Origin of the sequence: Stenotrophomonas chelatiphaga, assembly GCF_032054965.1 — a bacterium.
Taxonomy (GTDB): Bacteria; Pseudomonadota; Gammaproteobacteria; order Xanthomonadales; family Xanthomonadaceae; genus Stenotrophomonas; species Stenotrophomonas chelatiphaga.
In genome coordinates, this window is sequence record NZ_DAMBRS010000016.1 from 1 (window position 1) to 17,758 (window position 17,758).

General features: G+C 68.1%; 14 protein-coding genes. 6 read left to right on the forward strand and 8 right to left on the reverse strand.

Translation table 11 applies throughout. The annotated features are described in order from the left end of the window. The first annotated feature begins 190 nt into the window (after nt 1-190). The 3 genes from rnr to rlmB all read left to right on the forward strand — a co-directional run bounded on the left by rnr (nt 191) and on the right by rlmB (nt 4,075). Nucleotides 191-2,662 (forward strand): ribonuclease R, encoded by a 2,472-nt coding sequence (gene rnr / locus RTX79_RS16055; protein WP_312684751.1) that lies wholly within the window; start codon nt 191-193, stop codon nt 2,660-2,662. Nucleotides 2,663-2,720: 58 nt separating this feature from the next. Then, nucleotides 2,721-3,203 (forward strand): GFA family protein, encoded by a 483-nt coding sequence (locus RTX79_RS16060; RefSeq protein WP_312684752.1) that lies wholly within the window; start codon nt 2,721-2,723, stop codon nt 3,201-3,203. 125 nt (nt 3,204-3,328) lie between these two features. Beyond that, nucleotides 3,329-4,075 carry a 23S rRNA (guanosine(2251)-2'-O)-methyltransferase RlmB gene (rlmB, locus tag RTX79_RS16065; protein ID WP_057507885.1) on the forward strand — a complete coding sequence of 249 codons (747 nt, stop codon included), beginning with the start codon at nt 3,329-3,331 and terminating at the stop codon, nt 4,073-4,075. A gap of 194 nt (nt 4,076-4,269) precedes the next feature. Here rlmB and RTX79_RS16070 read toward each other — a convergent pair whose 3' ends face one another. From RTX79_RS16070 to RTX79_RS16080, 3 genes are read right to left on the reverse strand one after another with little or no spacing between them, the layout of a single operon-like run. Then, a complete protein-coding gene (locus RTX79_RS16070; RefSeq protein WP_428696023.1) occupies nt 4,270-5,706 on the reverse strand; it encodes an efflux transporter outer membrane subunit in 1,437 nt (478 codons plus the stop codon). An 8-nt stretch (nt 5,707-5,714) separates the two neighbouring features. Beyond that, complete coding sequence (locus RTX79_RS16075) at nt 5,715-7,682, reverse strand: MacB family efflux pump subunit (protein WP_312684755.1); 1,968 nt, start codon at nt 7,680-7,682, stop codon at nt 5,715-5,717. Continuing rightward, nucleotides 7,679-8,923, reverse strand: a complete 1,245-nt coding sequence (locus tag RTX79_RS16080) for an efflux RND transporter periplasmic adaptor subunit (protein WP_312684756.1) — start codon at nt 8,921-8,923, stop codon at nt 7,679-7,681. Before RTX79_RS16080 ends, RTX79_RS16075 begins: the two co-directional genes overlap by 4 nt. 201 nt (nt 8,924-9,124) lie before the next feature. Between RTX79_RS16080 and RTX79_RS16085 the strand changes: the two genes are divergently transcribed. The 3 genes from RTX79_RS16085 (at nt 9,125) to RTX79_RS16095 (ending at nt 14,447) form a co-directional block, all read left to right on the forward strand. Then, nucleotides 9,125-9,853 carry a response regulator gene (locus RTX79_RS16085; protein WP_057507889.1) on the forward strand — a complete coding sequence of 243 codons (729 nt, stop codon included), beginning with the start codon at nt 9,125-9,127 and terminating at the stop codon, nt 9,851-9,853. Continuing rightward, on the forward strand, nt 9,850-11,262 hold the full coding sequence (locus RTX79_RS16090; protein ID WP_312684757.1) for an ATP-binding protein: 1,413 nt from the start codon (nt 9,850-9,852) through the stop codon (nt 11,260-11,262). Before RTX79_RS16085 ends, RTX79_RS16090 begins: the two co-directional genes overlap by 4 nt. A 218-nt stretch (nt 11,263-11,480) precedes the next feature. After that, nucleotides 11,481-14,447 carry a diguanylate cyclase gene (locus RTX79_RS16095; RefSeq protein WP_428696024.1) on the forward strand — a complete coding sequence of 989 codons (2,967 nt, stop codon included), beginning with the start codon at nt 11,481-11,483 and terminating at the stop codon, nt 14,445-14,447. A gap of 267 nt (nt 14,448-14,714) precedes the next feature. On the opposite strand, the gene rnt is transcribed toward RTX79_RS16095, so the two are convergent. The 5 genes from rnt to RTX79_RS18315 all read right to left on the reverse strand — a co-directional run. After that, on the reverse strand, nt 14,715-15,299 hold the full coding sequence (gene rnt, locus RTX79_RS16100; protein ID WP_309689777.1) for a ribonuclease T: 585 nt from the start codon (nt 15,297-15,299) through the stop codon (nt 14,715-14,717). 82 nt (nt 15,300-15,381) lie between these two features. Beyond that, nucleotides 15,382-16,041, reverse strand: coding sequence for an HvfX family Cu-binding RiPP maturation protein (locus RTX79_RS16105; RefSeq protein WP_312684759.1), 660 nt, complete (start codon nt 16,039-16,041; stop codon nt 15,382-15,384). A gap of 1 nt (nt 16,042) precedes the next feature. Continuing rightward, nucleotides 16,043-16,810 (reverse strand): HvfC family RiPP maturation protein, encoded by a 768-nt coding sequence (locus tag RTX79_RS16110; RefSeq protein ID WP_312684760.1) that lies wholly within the window; start codon nt 16,808-16,810, stop codon nt 16,043-16,045. Further along, complete coding sequence (locus RTX79_RS16115) at nt 16,803-17,663, reverse strand: HvfB family MNIO-type RiPP peptide maturase (RefSeq protein WP_312684761.1); 861 nt, start codon at nt 17,661-17,663, stop codon at nt 16,803-16,805. The genes RTX79_RS16110 and RTX79_RS16115 overlap by 8 nt, the downstream gene beginning before the upstream one ends. 1 nt (nt 17,664) lies before the next feature. Continuing rightward, the coding region (locus tag RTX79_RS18315; RefSeq protein ID WP_428696027.1) for a copper-binding oxazolone/thioamide-containing RiPP at nt 17,665-17,758 on the reverse strand (94 nt) is incomplete at its 5' end.

Genomic DNA, 17,758 nt, shown 5'->3' on the forward strand with positions numbered 1-17,758 from the left:
TCCACGAAGTTGCCCCCGCTAGCACCTGAAGCTAGTGCGTCTACCAATTCCGCCATCTGGGCTTGCAGAGCGGGCGATTTTGAAGATGCGGGAGGCGCTTGTCAACGATTTTCGAAAAATCGTGGTCTCCATTCATTTACGCCGGGCCATGACCCGTTCTGCACGCCCGCAACGGCTACCATGGAGGGCGATGAACACCAAAAAACCAAGCAAGGGCGGGAAGAGCTCCCGCACGTCGCCGCCCCAGGGCGCCCCCACCGGATCGCCGAAGGGCGCAAAGAAGAAGAGCCTGCCGCCGTGGATGCCGGAAAGCCTGACCGGTGGAAACGCCGGTGCGGCGTCCGCACCGCGTGGCGCAGGCCGCCGCGGCCCGGCCCCGTCCGGACCACGCGGTCGCCGTCCGCTGCCGCCGATGGGCGCGCCGGTGGATGACCCGCATGCGGCCCGCGAAGCGGAAAAATACGAACAGCCCATCGCCAGCCGCGAGGCCATCCTGGCCCTGCTTGAACGCTGCGAAGGCCCGCAGACCGCCGAGGAAGTCGGTGCCCGCCTGGGCCTGACCGCACCGGATCGCGCCGAAGCGCTGTCGCGCCGACTGGGCGCGATGGTCCGCGATGGCCAGCTGGTGCAGAACCGTCGCGGTGGATTCGCTCCGATCCAGGCGCTGAACCTGGTGACCGGCGTGGTGATCGCCAACCCGGAAGGCTTCGGCTTCCTGCGCCCGGTGGAAGGGGGCGACGACCTGTTCCTGCCACCGTATGAAATGCGCAAGGTCATGCACGGTGACAAGGTGCTGGCCAACGTGACCGGCATCGACCACCGCGGCCGCCGCGAGGGCAGCATCGCCCGCGTGCTGGAGCGCGGCATGACCCGCCTGATCGGCCGCTTCAGCGTCGAGATGGGCATCAATTACGTGGTGCCCGATGACAAGCGCATCCAGCGCAACGTGCAGGTACCGCCGGACCACACCGGCGGCGCGCGCGATGGCCAGCTGGTGGTGTGCGAACTGACCCAGGCCCCGGACAGCCGCCGTCCGCCGATCGGCCGCATCATCGCGGTGCTCGGTGACAAGCTGACCGCTTCGCTGGTGGTGGAGACCGCCATCCACGGCCACGAACTGCCGTTCGAGTTCCCCCAGGAGGTGTTGGACGAAGCCGCCTCGGTGCCGCTGGTGGTCGAACCGGCGATGATCGGCAACCGCGTGGACCTGCGCGGCACGCCGCTGGTCACCATCGATGGCGAGGATGCCAAGGACTTCGACGACGCGGTCTACTGCGAACCCAATGCCAACGGCTTCCGGCTGGTGGTGGCGATCGCCGATGTGTCCAACTACGTGCGCCCCGGTACCCCGCTGGATGATGAAGCGCAGAAGCGCGCCACCTCGGTGTACTTCCCGGGCTTCGTGGTGCCGATGCTGCCGGAAACCCTGTCCAACGGCATCTGCTCGCTGATGCCCAAGGTCGACCGCATGTGCTTCGTCTGCGACATGCAGGTGGACCGCGACGGCCAGGTCAGCAGCTCGAAATTCTACGAAGCGGTGATGAACTCGCACGCACGGCTGACCTACACCCAGGTATGGCAGGCGGTGGGCGAGGACGATGCCGGCGCCAAGGCGGCGATCGGTCCGCTGCTGCCGCAGGTGGAACGCCTGTACCAGCTGTACCACGTGCTGGCCAAGGCGCGCAGCAAGCGCGGTGCGATCGAGTTCGAATCCAGCGAAGTGCGCTTCGTGCTGGACAACACCGGCGAGGTCACCCAGGCCGGCATGCTGGTGCGCAACGACGCGCACAAGCTGATCGAAGAATGCATGATCGCTGCCAACGTGGAGGCGGCGCGTTACCTGCTCGGCCACGGCGTGCCGGCACCGTATCGCGTGCATGAAAAGCCGCCGGAGACCAAGTTCGCCGACCTGCTGGAGTTCCTCAAGGAGTTCAAGCTGAGCCTGCCGCCGTGGTCGAAGGTGGTGCCGGGCGACTACACCAAGCTGCTGAAGAAGATCCGCGACCGCCCCGATGCCGCACTGCTGGAGTCGGTGCTGCTGCGCAGCCAGAGCCTGGCGGTGTACAGCCCGGACAACAACGGTCACTTCGGCCTGGCACTGGAGGCATACGCGCACTTCACTTCGCCGATCCGCCGCTACCCTGATCTGCTGGTGCACCGTGCGATCAAGCACGCGCTGACCGGTGCGCGGGTGGAGAAATACATCTACACCGCGCGCGAAATGGCGGCGCTGGCCCTGCAGTGTTCCGAACGCGAGCGTCGTGCCGACGAAGCCGAGCGCGAAGTGGACGAGCGTTACCGCGCTGCCTGGATGGAAAAGCACGTCGGCGGCCAGTTCGAAGGCGTGATCAGCGGCGTCACCAGCTTCGGGCTGTTCGTCGAATTGACCGATTCCAAGGTGCAGGGCCTGGTCCACGTCACCCAGCTGCCGCATGACTATTACAAGTTCGATGCGGTGCGCAAGACCCTCGGTGGTGAGCGTCGTGGCACCAGCTACCGGTTGGGCGACAGCGTGCGCGTGCTGGTGCTGAAGGCCAGCATGGAAGAGCGCAAGATCGACTTCCGCCTGGTCGAGCACAAGGGCGAGGAAGAAGAAGCGCCGCGCCCGGCGCCGTTGCCCGAACACGGCAAGCCGGCCAAGCGCACCAAGAAGAAGTATTGAGACATCGCGGGTAGCGCCGAGCCCTGCTCGGCGTCCGCTGCACAGGGAGGCGAACACCATGCAGGGCCAACCCGAACACAGCGGCGGTTGCCAGTGCGGCGCCGTCCGCTTCGAAGTCCGCGGTGAGCTGAAGGACAGCTCGATCTGCCATTGCCGGATGTGCCAGAAGGCCTTCGGTGCGTACTACGCGCCGCTGGTATCCGTGCGCGGCGCACAGTTCAGCTGGACCCGCGGCCAGCCCCGCCATTTCCAGTCCTCCAACCTGGTGCGACGCGGCTTCTGCAGCGAGTGCGGTACGCCGCTCACCTATGAAGCGCCGGACGGAATGGCCATCGCGGCCGGGGCCTTCGACCAGCCTGCGCAGCTGCCGCCGGTGCGCCAGTACGGCATGGAAGCGCGGCTGCCGTTCATCGATGCGCTGGGCAGCTTGCCGTCCTCACGCACCGAGCAGGACGTGGAGGCGCTGGAGTTCCTGGCCCGGCTGGTATCCCACCAGCATCCGGACCACGACACCCCGCACTGGCCGCCGCAGAGTCGTTGAGCGGTGGTGGCGGTATCAGCTGACGGGGTCAGAGTCCTTTTCGGAAGAAAAGGCGTCTGCCCCCATCCTGACCCCGCCCGGCAGATGCTCTACCATACCCACCCCCCTTACCGGTCACGCCGAGCATGAGCAGCAAGAGCAGCCAGTGGATTGTCGGCGTCAACGCCGTCGCTTCCTCCATCGAAAACGATGCCGAGAACGTCCGCGAGGTGCTGGTCGAGGCGGGCGCGAAGAACCCGCGGCTGACCGAGATCGAGGAAAACGCCCGCCGCAAGGGCATCGACGTGCGCAAGGTGAACAGCCAGGCGCTGGACGGTGTCGGCGGTTCGGTACGCCACCAGGGCGTTGCCGCGCGTTATGCCGCAGCGCGCACCTACAGCGAAAACGAGCTGGAGGCGCTGGTGGAAGCCGCCGAAGGCAAGGCGCTGCTGCTGGTGCTGGATGAAGTGCAGGATCCGCACAACCTCGGCGCCTGCCTGCGCAGCGCGGCTGCCGCCGGTGCCACGGCGGTGATCATCCCCAAGGACAAGTCGGCCACGGTGAATGCCACCGTGCGCAAGACCTCGGCCGGCGCCGCCGACCGCATCCCGGTGGTCGCGGTGACCAATCTGTCGCGCTGCCTGAAGGACCTGCAGAAGCAGGGTGTATGGATCTACGGCCTGGCCGGTGAAGCCACCGCGTCGCTGTACGACCTGGACCTGAAAGGCAACATCGCGCTGGTGCTGGGCGGTGAGGCCGACGGCCTGCGCCGGCTGACCCGCGAAAACTGCGATGGGCTGGTCAAGATTCCGATGCCGGGCGAGATTGAAAGCCTGAACGTGTCGGTCGCCACCGGCGTCAGCCTGTTCGAGGTCGTGCGCCAGCGCGGCTGAGCCGGTGCAACGGCGTGGCGACCCACGGTCGTCACCCACCACGGCGGAAAGCCTGACGGCCAGCGGCCGTCACTACCGGCGGCAGTAGCGTAGCGCCGAAGGCAGCGGCAGGAGCCGCCGCCCTTGGTAGCGCCGAGCCACGCTCGGCGAGCGCAGCGGTGAGGCAGCAACGGCGTGACGGCCAGCGGCCGTCGCTACTGCGCTGTGCTGCCGCCCAGTGCTTTGAACAACGTGACGTCATTGGCCAGCTGGGTCTGCCGCACGCGCGCCAGCGACAGTTCGGCCTGGCGCCGGGTCTGCTGCGCCAGCAGCCAGTCACGCAGGTCGGTCGCACCAACCCGGTAGCGCACTTCTTCGGCCCGCTCCACCGCCACTGCCTCGTTGAACGAGGCCTGTGAGGCGGCCACCTGGATGGCCAGCTGGTCACGCGCGGACAACGCGTTGTCCACTTCGGAAAGCGCGGTATACAGCGTCTTGCGGAACGTGGTGGCGGCGACCTGGTAGTCGGTACCGGCTACGTCCGTCTCCAGCTGCGCACGCTGCAGGTTGAGGAAGGGCAGCGCCAGCCCGGCGCCCAGCGTGGCCACCGGATTGCGCAGCACATCGCCCAGGCTCGGGCCGCTGGTACTGATGCCGCCGTTCAAGCTCAGCGTCGGGTAGTAACTGGTCGCGGTCACGTGGATCTGCTTGAGGCTGTTGCGCAGCCGCAGTTCGGCCGCGCGCAGGTCCGGCCGGCGCGCCAGCAGCTCGGCCGGCAGGCCCGCCTGCAGGGCCGGGCTGGTGGCGCCGGCCAGGCTCTGCGGTTCTTCCGCCTGCGGCCAGGGTTGGCCGTCCAGCAGCACGGTCAGCGCGTTGCGTGCCTCCACCCGCTGCTGTTCCAGCGCCGATTGCGCGGCGCGCTGGGCTTCCAGGCTCTGCCGCGCCTGGCGTACTTCCATGCCCGCTGCGGCACCGGCGTCCAGCCGTGCCTGCACCAGCTCAAGGGTGCGCTGCAGCCGCGCCAGGTCTTCCGCCCCGGCGGCGATGGACTGATTGAGGTAGGCCAGGTTCCAGTAGTAGTCCACCGCATCGCCGATGGCGATCAGCGCGGTGTTCTGCCGGTCCTCCTCCGTGGCCTGCGCCGACCACACCGCGATGTCACGCTGGGTGCGCAGCTTGCCCCACAGGTCCACTTCCCACTGCAGCGAAACACCGGTGGCGTAGTCGCCGGTGCGCTGCCAGTCCGCGCTGCGGTCGATCGGCCGCGCGGTGCTGGTGCTGATGCCGCTCAGGGAAGGATCCGGAAACAGCGCATTACGCGCCAGGCCAGCCTGCAGCCGGGCCCGTTGCACGTTCAGCCCGGCCACGGCCAGGTCGTTGTTGACCTCCAGCACGCGGCTGACCAGCCGGTCCAGCCCGGCATCGCCGAAACCGGTCCACCAGGCATCGGCGCGCACATCGGCACGGGGCTGGTCCAGCCCGCTCACCGGGGCCGCATCGGCCGTGCCCAGGCGGGTGCTGTGGGTGCCATAGCTGGCGGGAACCGCAGCGGCCTGCACCGGGTAACGCCCCGCCGAAGCGCAGCCAGCCAGCGAGGCAAGCAGGGCAGTGGCCAACAGCAGGCGCGACGGCGCCGGATACAAACAGGTCATGGGCAGTCTCATTCGCGGGCCAGCGCATCGACCGGATCCAGCTGCGCGGCACTGCGCGCGGGCAGGAAGCCGAAGGCCACGCCGATCAAGGTGGAACAGGCAAAGGCAGCAATGATGGAAGCGGTCGAGAACACCATCTGGAAATCGCTGGACAACCGCCCGAACGCCCAGCCGAGGGCCAGCGCCAGGCTGACGCCGATCAGGCCGCCTAGCAGGCAGACCAGCACCGCTTCGATCAGGAACTGCTGGCGGATGTCGCTCTGGCGCGCCCCCACGGCCATGCGCACGCCGATCTCGCGGGTGCGCTCGGTCACCGATACCAACATGATGTTCATCACCCCGATGCCGCCGACCAGCAGCGCGATGGCGGCGATGGCGCCGATCAGCAGGGTCATCGTGCGGGTGGTCTGCTCGATGGTCTCGCGGATTTCCGCGCTGTTGCTCAGGAAGAAATCCTCGGTGCCGTGGCGCAGCGTCAGCACATTGGTGATTGCCGCCTGGGCGGCGTCCATCGGCGTATCGTCCTTCACCCGCACGGTGATGCTGGACACATGGTTCTGGCCCAGCATGCGTGACATCGCCGTGGTGTGCGGCACCCACACACTCAGGCTGGTGCTGCCACCGAAGCCGAAGCTCTGCCGCTTGGCGACGCCGACCACGCGCGCCGGCACGTTGCCGAGCAGGATCACCTGGCCGATCGGATCGCTGTCCGGGAAGAACTGCGTCTTGGTGTTCTCGTCGATCACCGCGACCTGCGCCAGTGACTTCACTGCCTCGCTGTCGAAGAAGCTGCCGTTGACCAGGCTCACGCCCTTGACCCGGAAGAACTGCTCGCCGACCCCGCTTACCGATGCGGTGGCAGACAGGTTGCGGTAGCGCGCGGTCACCGACGTGGACACGCTCGGCGTGGCACTGTCCACGTAGCTCTGGCCGGCCAGGGCATCGGCATCGCTGGCCTTCAGCGTCTGCACCCGGGCCGAGCGCATGTCACCGAAGCCACGCCCCGGGTAGACATCGATGGTGTTGGTGCCCAGCGAGCTGATGTTCTGCAGGATCTGCTGCTGCGAGCCGTTGCCCAGTGCCACCACCGACACCACCGAGGCGATGCCGATGATGATGCCGAGCATGGTCAGGAAGGTGCGCAGGCGATGCGCGTTCATCGCCAGCAGGGCCATCCTGAAGGCTTCGGTGAAGCGGTCGCGGGCGGCCCGCCAGCTGTTGCCCTTGCCGGCATCGATGCTTGGCGCACGCTGCGCACGGTAGGCCGGCGCGTTCTGGTTGATGCGGTCGGCGATGATCTCGCCGTCGCGGATTTCGATGATGCGCTGGGCGTGCTCGGCCACGCTCATGTCGTGGGTCACGATGATGATGGTGTGGCCTTCGGCATGCAGCTCGCCCAGGATGCCCATCACCTCTTCGCCGGAACGCGTATCCAGCGCACCGGTGGGTTCATCGGCCAGGATCACCTCGCCGCCGTTCATCAACGCGCGCGCGATGGATACGCGTTGCTGCTGGCCTCCGGACAGCTGCCCCGGCTTGTGCTGCATCCGATCGCCCAGCCCCAGCCGCTGCAGCAGCTGCACGGCGCGTGCGCTGCGTTGTTCGCTCGGGTTGCCGGCATAGATGGCCGGCACTTCCACGTTGCCGCGGGCATCCAGGTCGCCCAGCAGGTGGTAGCGCTGGAAGATGAAGCCGAAATGCTCGCGACGCAGTTCCGCCAGTTCATCCGGATCCATGCGGCCGGTCTCGCGGCCGGCCACCTGGTAGCTGCCGCGGGTAGGGCGGTCCAGGCAGCCCAGGATGTTCATCAGGGTCGATTTGCCGGAACCGGACTGGCCGACGATGGCGACCATCTCACCGGCATGGATGTCCAGGTTGACGTCGCGCAGCACGGCGATGGTGTCTTCGCCTGCCGGGAATTCGCGGCGCAGGTCGCGCAGCCGCAGCAGCACGGTGGAAGCGGCCGGCGTACTCATCGGCGCGGCCCGCCGCCGCCCATGCCCGGACCCATGCGCATGCCGGGGGTGCGGTTGGACGAGGCCGAGGCGCTGGCCGCGCCGCCTTCGCCGACCACCACGCGCTCGCCTTCGGCCAGCCCGGACAGGATCTCGGCATTGGCGCCGTTGTTGATGCCCACCGTGACCCGGCGCGGCTGCGGCTGTCCATCCTCGCCGACCACGCGCACCCGCTGCTGGCCATCACGGGTCTTGGGCCCCAGCGCGACCGACGGCACCGTCAGTGCGTTCTTCGCCTGCTTGAGCAGCACCGACACCTGGGCGGTCATGTCGATGCGCAGGGTGCCATCCGGGTTTTCCACGTCGAACAGCGCGTTGTAGTACACCGCCGTGCTGGAACTGGAGCTGGACGAGCTGCTGGAACTGGACGCGCTTTCGCTGGCGATCGACGCCGGCGCCGGATTCACCTGGCGCAGCGTGGCGTGGTACCTGCGATCCGGTTCGCCCAGCGTGGTGAAATACACCGGCATGCCCGGCTTGATCTTGACCACGTCGGCTTCGGAAATCTCCGCATTGACCGTGACCAGGTCCAGCCGCGCCAGCATCACGATGGTCGGCGCGGTCTGGTTGGCGTTGACGGTGCGGCCTTCTTCGGTCACCACCGCCACCACCGTGCCATCCATCGGCGCGGTGATGCGGGTGTAGGCCAGGTCGGCACGCGCGGTGGCCACTTCGGTTTCGCTGCCCTTGATCTGCGCCTGGTTGGCCTGGATCTGCGCGCGGGCGGTCTTCAGCGCGGCTTCGGCGGCGTCGTACTCCTGCCGCGAGGTGGCTTCGGCGGCGAGCATCTGCTGCTGGCGGGCGAAGTCCAGTTCGGCCTGGCGCAGGCTGGCCTGCTGCACCGCCAACTGCGCGCGCTGCTGCTGCAGGGTGGCTTCGGCCTTGAGCACGGTGTTCTGCTGGGTGGTGGCGTCGATCTCGGCGATCAGGTCGCCTTCCTTCACCGTGTCGCCCAGCTGGACCTTCAACGAACGCACCTGGCCGGAGGCCTGCGCGCCGACGCTGACCAGCCGGTAGGCATCGATGACGCCGGTGGCGTCCACCGTCTGCTCCACGTCGGCGCGGGTTACCGGGGACGTGGCCAGGGCCGGCGCATCCGGCTTGCGCAGCAACCACCAGGCGCCACCGGCCAGCAGCACGATGACCAGCAGTGACAGCAACAGGCGACCGCGACGGGTCCTGGGCAGCAGACGGAAATTCACGGTGGGGTGTACTCGGCAGGCCGTCCAGCGGCGTCGCGTTCATTGTGCGAACCGTTTGCCTGCAGGCTCAATCCTCAACGTGTGTCTGTGTGTAACATTGCGGCACCCTGTCTGTTTCACCCTGTATCGCGATTGCCGCTGGATACACTGCAACGCATTGGCCCGAGTGCGGTTCAGCTGCCGACAGGGGATGATGCCGTCATGGAGACCACTCAACCGATGCACCGCCTGCTTATTGTCGATGACGACAACGACATCCGCAGCCTGCTGGCCGAGCAGCTCGGTCGCGCCGGCTACCAGGTCAGCACCGCCGCCGATGGCGCGGGCATGCGCCAGGTGCTGGAACGCGAGCACGTCGACCTGATCGTGCTGGACCTGAACCTGCCGCGCGAAGATGGCCTGACCCTGTGCCGCGACCTGCGCGCCCGCTCGGCTACGCCGGTGATCATGCTGACCGCACGCGCCGAACCCATCGACCGCGTGCTCGGCCTGGAAATGGGCGCCGATGATTACCTGGCCAAGCCGTTCGAACCGCGCGAGCTGCTGGCGCGGATCCGCAACGTGCTGCGCAGGACCGAGGCGCTGCCGGCCAACCTGGAACCGCTGGCGATCCGCCGTGCGCGTTTCTCGCGCTGGATCTTCGACCTGGAGCATCGCCACTTGGTCGATCCGGATGGACGGGTGGTGGTACTGTCCGGCGCCGAATTCCGCCTGCTGCGGGTGTTCGTCGGGCACGCCAACAAGGTGCTTTCGCGCGAACAGCTGGTGGCGCTCAGCACGGGGCGCAACTACGAATCGCAGGACCGCGCGATCGACCTGCAGGTCAGCCGGCTGCGCAACAAGCTGGCCGATGATGGCGGCCCGGATGGCCTGATCAAGACCGTGCGCAACGAAGGCTATGTGCTGGCCACGGCAGTGACGCTGGAATGAGCCGGCTGCGCCGCTTCCTGTCTTCGATGGTGGGACGCCTGTTCGTGATCCTGCTGCTGGGCATGAGCGTAGCGGCGATCGGCGCGACCCTGCTGGCCGGGACCAAGCGGCAGCAGGAGTTCGAACGGCAGAACCTGACCCGCATCGCCGACCGCCTGCAGGGCTACGTGAACCTGCTGGATGGCAATCCGGAACTGCGCGAGCGGCTGCTGGCCGCCGGTGGGCCCAGCGTGCGCGTGCTGCAGCCGGGTGCGCGGCAGGGCAGGGCGGACAACGCGTTGATGGACGTGCTGGCGGCGCGTCCGGGGCCGGTGTCCGGCGCGTCGGTGCATTTCACCTCGTTCCGTTCGTGCCTGCCGCGGATGGAGGACCTGCTGCCGCCGCAGGACAAGGACAGGCACCGCAATCGACCGCCGCGCGAACGCGACCCGGCGTTCATCCCGCCGCGCTGCCGGGCCGTGCAGTTGACGCTGGCCGATGGCACCCCGCTGGCGCTGGCGCTGGAATCGCCTGCGGTGGCGCACAACGGTGTGCTGGCGGTGGATCCGCTGTTCCTGAGCCTGCTGGTGCTGGCCATTGCGGTGCTGGCGTATGCGGTCGCGCGGATGGCCAGTGCGCCGCTGCAGCGGTTGGCTGGTGCCGCGCAGGAGCTGGGCGTGGACCTGCACCGCGAGCCGATGCCGGTCACCGGCCCGCTGGAAGTCCAGCGCGCCGCCGAAGCCTTCAACGCCATGCAGCAGCAGCTGCAGCGGCACCTGGCCGAGCGCACCCACATGCTGGCGGCGATCACTCACGACCTGCAGACGCCGGTCACGCGCTTGCGCCTTCGGCTTGAGAACGTGGAAGACGAAGCCCTGCGCGAGCGCCTGGTCGCTGACCTGGCGGCGATGCAGGCACTGATCCGTGAAGGGCTGGAGCTGGCGCGCAGCGCCGAAAGTGCCGAGCAGCGCGCCCCGCTGGACCTCGATTCCCTGCTGGAGAGCCTGGTGGAAGATGCCGTGGAAGCGGGCGCCGACGCACGCTTCGACAGCGGCTGCGGCGCGGTGCTGATGCTGCGGCCGCTGGCCATGCGCCGTTTGTTCAGCAACCTGCTGGACAACGCGCTGATGTATGGATATTCGGCCAGCGTGCGCGCCGAAAGGGATGGCAAGGGCATCCGGGTGCGCATCAGCGACCAGGGACCGGGGCTGGCCGAAGACGAGCTGCGCAGCGTGTTCGATCCCTTCGTGCGGTTGGAAACCTCGCGCTCGCGCGAAACCGGTGGGGCCGGGTTGGGGCTGACCATCGCCCGCGCGCTGGCCGGCAAGGACGGTGCCCGGGTGAGCCTGGAGAACCGCGAAGGCGGCGGGCTGGACGCGGTGGTGCATTGGCCGGCGCCGGTGATGGCCAGCCCGCGCGGCGCCGGTTGACGCATGCGGGCGCGGATTTGAATATCATGCGCGTATCTTCCCAGCTCCAACCCGATGAACCAGTTCGACCTCGCCCCTGCCCGCAAGGGTGCATGGCGCACAACCGTGCGCGTGCGCCGGGGCAGCCGTGTGCCAGGAGTTGACCGGCTGCGATGAGGCACCGGGGGCTTCCAGCCATCGCGTGGCGGCGTGATGGAGGCGGCGCCGGCTTCCGGCGCATGACGCTGGGCCTGCTGCTGGGGCTGCTGATGCTGCTGGCCTGCGCACCGGCGCAGGCGCAGGGCGGCGGTGCGCCGCCGCTGCGCGACTACGCCATCGATGTCTGGACCTCGCGCAACGGCCTGCCGCACAACTCCCTGCGCGATATCGCCCAGACCCCCGAAGGCCACCTGTGGTTCGCCACGTGGGAAGGGCTGGTGCGCTACAACGGGCTGGACTTCACCGTGTTCGACCGCAGCACGCGCCCCGGCCTGCGCGACAACGGGGTGGGCGCCCTGCTGGTGGATCGCCAGGGGGGGCTGTGGATCAGCGATTCGCGCGGCAACATCACCCGCCGTTCGGCCGATGGCCAGTGGGACGTGTGGCAGCGCGAGGAACATACGCCGCAGGTGCTGATCCAGGCGATGCAGATGGACAGCCATGGCCGCCTTTGGCTGCTTTTCGAAGGCAAGGGCATCGGCTACCTGGGACCGGATGGACGCATGGTCTACCAGCCACCGCCGAAGGACCTGCCGTTCGCGCTCAACTTCACCAAGCTGGTGGTCGATGCGCAGGACCGGGTCTGGATCGGGACGCTCAACGGGCTGCTGCTGCGCGATACCGATGGCACGCTGAAGCGCGCGCCGGCCGCGTGGGGGCTGGGCAGCGGGCTGGTGTGGCCGTATCGCGCCCCTGATGGGGTGTTGTGGATCGTGGGCGGCGAGAGCCTGTACCGGTTGCAGGACGACACCCCGCTGCTGGTCCATCGCCTGCCCGGGCAGATCCACCTGACCGCCATGCTGCAGGACCGTCACGGCGACCTGTGGCTGGGAACGGAAAACCAGGGGTTGCTGCGCATCTCCCGGCATGGGCTGGAGCGCCTGCCGGCGGGGCTGAACCTGCCCGGCGGCCGCGTGGTGAGCCTGCGCGAGGATGCCGAAGGCAGCATCTGGGTCGGCGCCAATGGTGGCCTGTACCGGCTGCGGGAAACCCTGTTCGCCAGCTACACCGAGCGCGATGGCCTGAGCGGCGACTACGTGCGCACGGTACTGGAAGATGCACGCCGCACGCTGTGGGTCGGCAGTGCCAGTGGGCTGGACCGGCGCGTGGCCGATGGACGCTTCGCGCCGGTCATCCTGCACAACCGCGGCGGCAAGCCGCCGTCGGTGCTGAGCCTGGCCCAGGGCAGGGACCGTGACATCTGGGTGGGTACCTTCGGCGACGGGGTGATGCGGCTGGACGAAAACGGGCATCCCAAGCGCACCTACGACAGCGTCGACGGGGTGCCGATCGGCAACATCCGCGCGATCAGCGTCGACCGCCAGGGCGTGGTGTGGGCGGGTACACAGAAAGGCGTGGTGCGGATCGACGAGACCGGGGCCAGCCTGCCGCGCGTCGACGGCATGCCATCCACCCTGATCACCGCGCTGGCCCATGATGCCGAGGGCAGCCTGTGGATCGGCACCATCGAGGGCATCCGCGTGCTGCGCGGCGACAGCGTGCAGCACATCGACCTGGCCGGACTGGGGGGCGGCCGCAGCGTGTTCGGCTTCCAGCAGATCGGTGATGCGATGTGGGTCAGCAGCGACCGCGGACTCTACCGCTACCAGGACGGGGTGCTGGCGCGCGTCGGACTGGAGCAGGGCATGCCGGTGGATACGGTGTTCCAGCTGGTGCCGGACAAGGTGGGCAACGTGTGGATCAGCAGCAACCGCGGCGTGCTGCGTACCGACATGGGCATGCTCAACGAAGTCGCCGACGGCCGCGCGCCGCGGGTCGACGTGGAGCGTTACAACGAAATCGACGGCATGGCCAACTCGCAGGCCAATGGCAGTTCCGGGCCGGCGGCGCTGTTGCGCCAGGACGGAACCTACTGGGTAGTGACGGCCGGTGGATTGAGCACGGTCGATCCGCTGCGGCTGCAGCGTTTCCGCGAGCGGCTGGCGCCACCGGCGGCGATCGAGAACGTGCAGGTCGACGGCGCCCCCATCCACTGGGAAGGCAGCGAACGCAACCGCATCGAGGGCGGGCGACGGCTGGCGGTGAGCTTCGTCGGGCTGAGCTACCTGATGTCCGAACGGATCCGCTACCGCACCCGGTTGGACGGGCTGGACAGTGGCTGGGTGGAGCGCGGGCAGCAACGCAGCGTGGAGTTCATCGGCCTGCCGCCGGGCGACTACGTCCTGCATGTATCGGCGGCGCATCCAGGCGGCGCCTGGAGTGACAGTGAAGCGGTGTGGGCGTTCACCATCGAACCGTTCTGGTGGCAGCGGCACAGCGTGCAGGCGGTGGCGGCGCTGCTGCTGCTGGCTGCCCTGATCGCGCTGTACCGTTTCCTGATCAACCGCTACAAGACCTCCAACATCCGCCTGGCGCGCCTGGTGGACGAGGCCACGCGCGACCTGCAGGCGCAGACCGTGCACCTGCAGGCGTTGAATTCAGAGAAGAGCGACCTGGTGGACCGGCTGGCACTGCAGTCGGAGGCATTCGAACGCCAGGCCCGCGAAGACGCGCTGACCGGCCTGCCGAACCGCCGCGCCTTCGATGAAACGATGGCGCGCGACTTCGCTCGTTCGCAGCGCAGTGGCCACCCGCTGTGCCTGGTGGTGCTGGACGTGGACCACTTCAAGAACGTCAACGACCGCTACTCGCACAGCGTGGGCGATGCAGTGCTGGTCGAGGTGGCGCAGGTGCTGGCATCGGCCTGCCGCGATTCGGACCTGCCCGCGCGCACCGGCGGCGAAGAGTTCGCGCTGCTGCTCAACGACACCCGGCTGGAGGAAGCGGCGCAGGTCTGCGCACGCCTGCACGGGCTGTTCCACGACCATCCGGACTGGGCCGGGATACCGGACCTGCGGGTCACCTTCAGCGCCGGCCTGGTCGAACTGGACCCGGCCGACCGCACGCCGAAGCTGCTGTATCAGCGCGCCGACCGCGCGCTGTACCGTGCCAAGAGCGACGGCCGCGATCGGACCAGCATCGGCTGATCTTCGGTCAGCCGATGCTGGTCCACGCATTCCACCTTATCCCCGCGCCTGTCGGCGCGCCCCCTTGAACAACAAGGGGGCTGCTCTCCAGACACATTACGGGTGAGAAGCCCGCGCACTGTCGGACTGCAAGCCCCCTTTGTTAAGGGGGCGCGCCGAAGGCGGGGGGATAGGAAGCAGACAAGGTGGGGCCCATTGCCTGCGACGCAGGCGATGGGGCGTAAGCGCGCTCGCGCTTAAGCACCGCCTGCCAATGCCTGACCGCGCTCAGCGCGGCCAGGCATTGGCGATGGTGCAGAACAGCTTCGCGGTCTGCTCGGTGTCATACACCGCGCTGTGTGCCTCTTCGGCATCCCAGCCCAGCCCGGCGGCCGTCGCGGCGCGGGCCAGTACGGTCTGGCCGTAGGCGATGCCGGCCAGGGTCACCGTGTCGAACACGCTGAAGGGGTGGAACGGGTTACGCTTGTGGCCCACGCGTTCGACCGCCGCGTTGACGAAGCCGAGGTCGAAATGCGCGTTGTGGCCGACCAGGATCGCGCGCTGGCAGCCGTATTTCTTCATCGCCGCACGCACCGGGGTGAAGATGTGGTCCAGCGCGTGCTTCTCTTCCTTGGCCAACCGGAACGGGTGGTCCAGGATGATGCCGGTGATCTCCAGCGACTTCGGGTCGATCTCCAGGCCTTCGGCCGGCACCACGTGTGCGCTGGCCGTCTGGCCCGGGTACAGCAGTCCGTTCTCGTCCATTTCGATGGGAACCGCCGCGATTTCCAGCAGGGCATTGCGTCGGCAGTCGAAGCCACCGGTTTCCACGTCCACCACCACCGGCAGGAAGCCGCGGAAGCGCTGCGACATCGCACGATGCGTGGCAGGGGGCGGGGCAGCGGCCGCAGCCTCTGACGAAGGGGGGACGGGGGTATCGGTCATTCGATGAATTCTAACAGACCGGCAGCTGCCGCTTGATCCGGTATGCCGCGTGCAGACCCAGCAGGCCAGCGACCGCCAGCACGGCCAGGCCGCCGACCGGCTCAAGCAGGGCCAGGCCCGCCCCCATGCCCGCCAGCAGCAGCGGCAGCGTCGCCGGGTGCAGTGAGCCGGCCGGGGCGGTTGCAGCACGTGTCGCGATGAGGGCATCCACGCTCAGGCGTCCGCCGCCACCGAAGACCAGCGGAACGAGCATGGCAATGAACAGCACGGGCAGCTTGAAGTTGCCCAGGCCCTGGTCCGAGATGGCATAGCCCTTTGCCAGCTCGCCCAGGCCGGTCCACATCATCGGCCAGTGCACCGCTGCGGTGGCCACCAGGGTAACCACCAGCAGCGAGGTGGCCGCCAGGCGCGTGGCCAGCCCGAACAGCAGGCAGGTGGCGCCCACCAATTCCATGGTCGTGGCCAACGTCCAGTTCAGCTCGGCGGAGAGCAGCCGGAACGGCAGCGGGAAGGCGTGCTGGATCTCGGCGAACCAGTTGTCGCCCCGCAATTTCATCAGGCCGGCATCCAGGAACTCCCATGCCAGAAGCAGGCGCAGGCCGAGCGGCGTGAGCCAGGGCGACAGCAGGTCCAGCTGCCGGGTGAAGGAGCCAAGGGAGGGAGTACGCATGTCAGGCGGTTCCAGTGCAGTCAGCGGCAGCATCGGCTTGGCCGATGACGCCCTGGTCACCCAGCTCAAGCAGCAGAGTCTGGAAAGGGGAAAGCAGCTCGCGTGTGTCCAGCGCATGCTGCAGGGCCAGCCGGTCCAGGTAGCCGGCACCGGTGTGCCCGGGCTCGGCCTCCATCAGCAGCAGCAGCTGTGCCGCCAGCGGGCCCAGCACGGAGAAGCGCACAAGGCCCTGCTGGTCGCGCCGCACCAGCAGCGCGGTGGGTGCCTCCGGTGGGTATTCGGGTGCATGTCCCGGGCCCAGCAGATGGACAGGCCAGGTGTAGACCAGCAGCAATGCCAGGGGCGAACGTTGCAGCGGCTGTGCGAACGGGTTGCCGCGCAGCGGTAGCGGTGGCAGGGCATCCCGTTGAAAGAGGGCGGTCTCCACCCACTCGTAGTGCGCCAGTTCCGCCAGTGCCGGGTGCGGGAGTTCAGGCAGCGACTGCAGCCAGAGCAGGAACTCGGCCGCAAGTTCGGTGAACAGCGGCGTCTGGCTGTGGTGGCAGCGCAGGAAATCCGCGCTCAACCGGGCCCACGGCTCCTGACCGACCATGGCTGCACAGACAGGAAATGCGTTTTCCAGCAGGCCGGTCAGCTTGCTGATGACCAGCCGCTGGTAGATGGCCACGCGCGCCGGATCCAGGCCGGCCGGCGACGGCAGCGACGGGTCACGCAGGCACGCAGTGAATGCGTTCTGCCTCTGCAGCAGATCGCCGGTGCGCTTATCCATGATCGCCCCCTGCGTGGGCGCCCAGCACCGCGCGCACGGTCTGCAGTTCCTCGCGCAGGGTGGCGTAGGGCGGGAAATTGAAATCGCGCTCGAGCAGCGTGGGCCGTGCGCCGATGCGCTGGTAGGTCCGCTTCAGCAGCTGCCAGACCGGATCGGGCACGTCCGCGCCGTGGCTGTCGATCTTCAGATCGTGGGACACGTCGTCGTGGCCGGCCACGTGGAGGCAGACAATGCGCTCGGCCGGCAGGCCGGCGATGAACGCATCGGCATCGTAGTGATGGTTGAACGCGTTGACGTAGACGTTGTTGACGTCCAGCAACAGGTCACAGTCCGCTTCGACGATCGCCGCACGGGTGAAGGCGAGCTCATCCATCTGCGCCGCCTGGGCGATGTAGTAGGAGACATTCTCCACGGCGATGCGCCGACCCATGATGTCCTGCACCATCGCGATGCGCGCGGCGGTATGCCGCACGGCTTCCTCGGTGAAGGGCAGCGGCAGCAGGTCATAAAGATGGCCCGCGTCACTGCAGTAGCTCAGGTGTTCGCTGTACAGCGGGACGTTATGGACGTCGAGGAATCGCCCGATCCGGCGCAGCAGGTCTACGTCCAGCGGCGCGCTGCCGCCGAGTGACAGGGACAGGCCGTGACAGGTCAACGGGCAACGGGCGCTGAGCTCGGCCAGTGCGTCGCCGGGGCGGCCGCCGACCTCGATCCAGTTCTCCGGTGCACATTCCAGGAAATCGAAGTCTCCTGCGGGTGCGCTGCGCAGATCATCCAGCAGGGCACGGCGGAGGCCGAGCCCGGCTGCCGCTGGGGGCAGCGGCAGCCGGGCAGAAGGGGCGATCCCTGACACCTCAGTGCTTCCCGCGTGCGGCTTCGGTGCGGGTCGCCGGCTTGCTTGCACCGCACTTGCCTTCGCCGCACTTGCCCTCGGTCTGCTTGGAGACG